Raw genomic sequence first — 3,550 nt, 5'->3', positions numbered from 1 at the left:
GCGCCGCTGACCTTTACGCGGCTTCCCTTCGCCCATCCGCTCTACATCATGTATTCGAGCGGCACGACCGGCATCCCGAAATGCATCGTCCACAGTGCGGGCGGGGCGCTCCTGCAGCATATGAAGGAGCACGCGCTCCATTGCGACCTGAAGCCGGGCGATGTGCTTTTCTACTTCACCACCTGCGGCTGGATGATGTGGAACTGGCTCGTCTCGGCGCTCGCCTCGGAAGTGACGCTCGCGCTTTACGACGGTTCGCCGTTCCATCCCACTGGCGATGTGCTCTTCGACTACGCCGATGCCGTTCGCGCCGATGTCTTCGGCACCTCGGCCAAATTCATCGACGCGGTGAAGAAGTCGGGCGCGAAGCCGCGCGAGACGCATGACCTTTCGAGCATCCGCGCGATCCTCTCGACGGGCTCGCCGCTGGTGCCGGAGAGTTTCGATTTCGTCTATGAGGACATCAAGAAGGATGTGGCGCTCGCCTCGATCTCGGGTGGCACCGACCTGCTCGCCTGCTTCGTCGGCGGCTCGCCTCTGCTGCCGGTCTGGCGCGGCGAGATCCAGGCGAGCATGCTCGGCATGGCGACCGAGATCTGGGACGATGCGGGCAGGCCCGTCGCGGGCGAGAAGGGCGAACTCGTCTGCACGAAACCCTTTCCATCCATGCCCATCGGTTTCTGGAACGACCCGGATGGCGCCAAATATCGCAGCGCCTATTTCGAGCGTTTCCCGGGCGTCTGGTGTCATGGCGACTTCGCGGAGCTGACGCCGCATGGCGGCTTCATCATCCATGGCCGCTCGGACGCGACGCTCAATCCAGGCGGCGTGCGCATCGGCACGGCGGAAATCTACGCTCAGGTCGAGCAGCTTCCCGAAATTCAGGAAGCGATCGCCATCGGCCAGGAGTGGCAGGGCGATGTGCGCGTCGTGCTCTTCGTGGTGATGAAGCCCGGCGCGCCACTCGATACGGCGATGGAAGCGCGCATCCGCCAGAAGATCCGCGAGGGGGCCTCGCCCCGCCATGTGCCGGCGAAGATCGTCGCCGTCGCTGACATTCCGCGCACAAAGTCTGGCAAGATCACCGAGCTTGCCGTGCGCGATGTCGTCCATGGGCGGCAGGTGAAGAACAAGGAAGCGCTCGCCAATCCCGAGGCGCTCGATCTCTATCACGACATCGTGGCGCTGAAGAGCTGAGGCGCTATCGCTCCACACCCTCGAGGACGAGCTTTGTGTGGATTTCGATGAGCGCCTCGCGGTCGATGCGCCCCTTCGGATCGTACCAGGTGCAGATGCCCGTCAGCATGGCGAGGATGGCGTAGGCACCGACGCGGATATCGCCGACACGGAACTTCTTCTTTCTGACGCCGCTTTCGAGGATCGCGCAGAGCCGGTCCTCATAGGCGCGGCGCAGATCGACGATGCGCTTGCGGTTCTTTGGTGTCAGGCTCCGAAGCTCGGCCGAGCCGATGAAGACCTCGCGCTTGCGCTCTATGTGATAGGTGAGGTGGAAGGCGATGAAGGCATTGAGCCGCGCCGTCGGGTCGTCGATGCCGTCGAGGTCGGCGTCGATGCGCGCGAGCAGCGTCACCATGTGATTATGGATGAGATCGAAGAGCAGATCCTGCTTATTGGCGATGTGATTGTAGAGCGAGCCGGGCTGAAGCCCGACCCGGGCGGCCAGATCGCGCAGCGTCATCGCGTCGAAGCCGCGCTTGTAGATGAGATCGAGCCCGGCCTCGCGGATGGCGGCGAGCGTCTTGGGGCCCGAGGAGCCTCTGGTCCTGCTCATGGAACCTCTCACGCGTCTTGCGCGGATGCAGGAAACGAACGTATGATCGTTTGTATCCTAACCCGGCCCCGTCTTCAATCCGTTCGGTCGAGCCCATGTCCATTCTGAAGAGCAACGTCAATCCGCGCGATGCGCGTTTCCGGGAAAATGCCGCGGCGATGGAGCGCCTCGTCGCCGACCTGGAGGCCGAGCGTGCCAAGGCGGCGGAGGGCGGCGATCAGCGCTCGCGCGATCGTCATGTCTCGCGCGGCAAGCTGCTGCCGCGCGACCGCGTCTATGGCCTCATCGATCCGGGCACGCCCTTTCTCGAGCTTTCATCTATGGCCGCCCATGGCATGTATGGCGAGGCCATCAATGCCGCCGGCATCATCACCGGCATTGGCCGCGTGCGCGGGCAGGAATGCGTCATCGTCTGTAATGATGCCACGATCAAGGGCGGCACCTATTATCCCGTCACGGTGAAGAAGCATCTACGCGCGCAGGAGATCGCGCTCGAGAACAATCTTCCCTGCTTCTATCTCGTGGATTCGGGCGGCGCCAACCTGCCGAACCAGGCCGACATCTTCCCCGATCGCGAGCATTTCGGCCGCATCTTCTACAATCAGGCGCGCATGTCCGCGAAGGGCATTCCACAGATCGCGGTCGTCATGGGTTCCTGCACCGCGGGCGGCGCCTATGTGCCCGCCATGTCGGACGAGACGATCATCGTCCGCAAGCAGGGCACGATCTTCCTTGGCGGGCCGCCGCTCGTGAAGGCGGCGACGGGCGAGGTGGTGACAGCCGAGGATCTCGGCGGCGCCGATGTGCATTCGCGCAAATCCGGCGTCACCGATCATTACGCTGTCGACGACAATCATGCGCTGGCGCTCGCGCGGCAGATCGCCGGCACGCTCAATCGCAGCAAGCCGGTCAACATCCCTCTGCGCGAGCCCAGGACGCCGCTCTATGATGCGGCGGAACTTGACGGCGTGGTGCCGCATTCACTCTCGATCCAGTACGATGTGCGCGAGGTCATTGCACGGCTGGTGGACGGCTCCGAATTCGACGAGTTCAAGGCGCTCTATGGCACAACCGTCGTCACGGGCTTTGCTCACCTCCACGGCATGCCCGTGGGCATCGTCGCGAATAACGGCATCCTATTTTCGGAGTCCGCGCTCAAGGTCGCGCATTTCGTCGAGCTGTGCTGCCAGCGCCGCATTCCGCTGCTCTTCCTGCAAAATATCGCGGGCTTCATGGTCGGCCGCGAATACGAGACGGGCGGCATCGCGAAGGACGGCGCTAAAATGGTGACGGCGGTCGCCTGCGCCGATGTCCCGAAGATCACGCTCGTCATCGGCGGCTCCTATGGTGCGGGCAATTACGGCATGTGTGGCCGCGCCTACAGCCCACGCTTCCTCTTCACCTGGCCCAATGCGCGCATTTCCGTCATGGGCGGCGAGCAGGCGGCGAGCGTGCTCGCAACCGTGCGCCGCGAGGGCATGGAAGCGCGTGGCGAGAGCTGGAGCGCGGAGGAGGAAGATGCCTTCAAGGCGCCAATCCGCGCTCAATACGAGAAGGAAGGGCATCCCTATTTCGCCACCGCGCGGCTCTGGGATGACGGCATCATCACGCCGCAGGAAACGCGCCGCGTGCTGGCGCTCGCCTTCTCGGCCTGCCTCAATGCGCCGGTGTCCGAAACGCATTTCGGCGTCTTCAGGATGTGAGGAGCAAGAGCATGTTCAAATCCCTCCTCATCGCCAATCGCGGCGAGATCGCGGT

3 protein-coding genes are annotated in these 3,550 nt (G+C 63.7%); 2 read left to right on the top strand and 1 reads right to left on the bottom strand.

What is annotated here, in order from left to right:
- Window positions 1–1,197 (top strand): acetoacetate--CoA ligase (locus tag PKA57_RS04685; protein WP_324298000.1); only part of this gene is annotated, 1,197 nt, incomplete at its 5' end.
- 4 nt (window positions 1,198–1,201) lie between these two features.
- On the opposite strand, the gene PKA57_RS04680 is transcribed toward PKA57_RS04685, so the two are convergent.
- Window positions 1,202–1,792 carry a TetR/AcrR family transcriptional regulator gene (locus tag PKA57_RS04680; RefSeq protein ID WP_324297998.1) on the bottom strand — a complete coding sequence of 197 codons (591 nt, stop codon included), beginning with the start codon at window positions 1,790–1,792 and terminating at the stop codon, window positions 1,202–1,204.
- A gap of 95 nt (window positions 1,793–1,887) precedes the next feature.
- Here PKA57_RS04680 and PKA57_RS04675 point away from each other — a divergent pair, with 95 nt between their 5' ends.
- Window positions 1,888–3,495, top strand: a complete 1,608-nt coding sequence (locus tag PKA57_RS04675; protein WP_324297996.1) for a carboxyl transferase domain-containing protein — start codon at window positions 1,888–1,890, stop codon at window positions 3,493–3,495.
- The last annotated feature ends 55 nt before the right edge of the window (window positions 3,496–3,550 follow it).

This window comes from Parvibaculum sp., from assembly GCF_035325945.1.
Lineage (GTDB): Bacteria > Pseudomonadota > Alphaproteobacteria > Parvibaculales > Parvibaculaceae > Parvibaculum.
Note: the sequence above shows the minus strand (reverse complement) of the source record. Positions and strands in the feature narration are given on the sequence as shown.

Excerpts from the sequence above, each read along its gene's own strand:
- PKA57_RS04680 (WP_324297998.1), bottom strand. The coding sequence starts at position 1,792 with ATGAGCAGGACCAGAGGCTCCTCGGGCCCCAAGACGCTCGCCGCCATC.
- PKA57_RS04675 (WP_324297996.1), top strand. The coding sequence starts at position 1,888 with ATGTCCATTCTGAAGAGCAACGTCAATCCGCGCGATGCGCGTTTCCGG.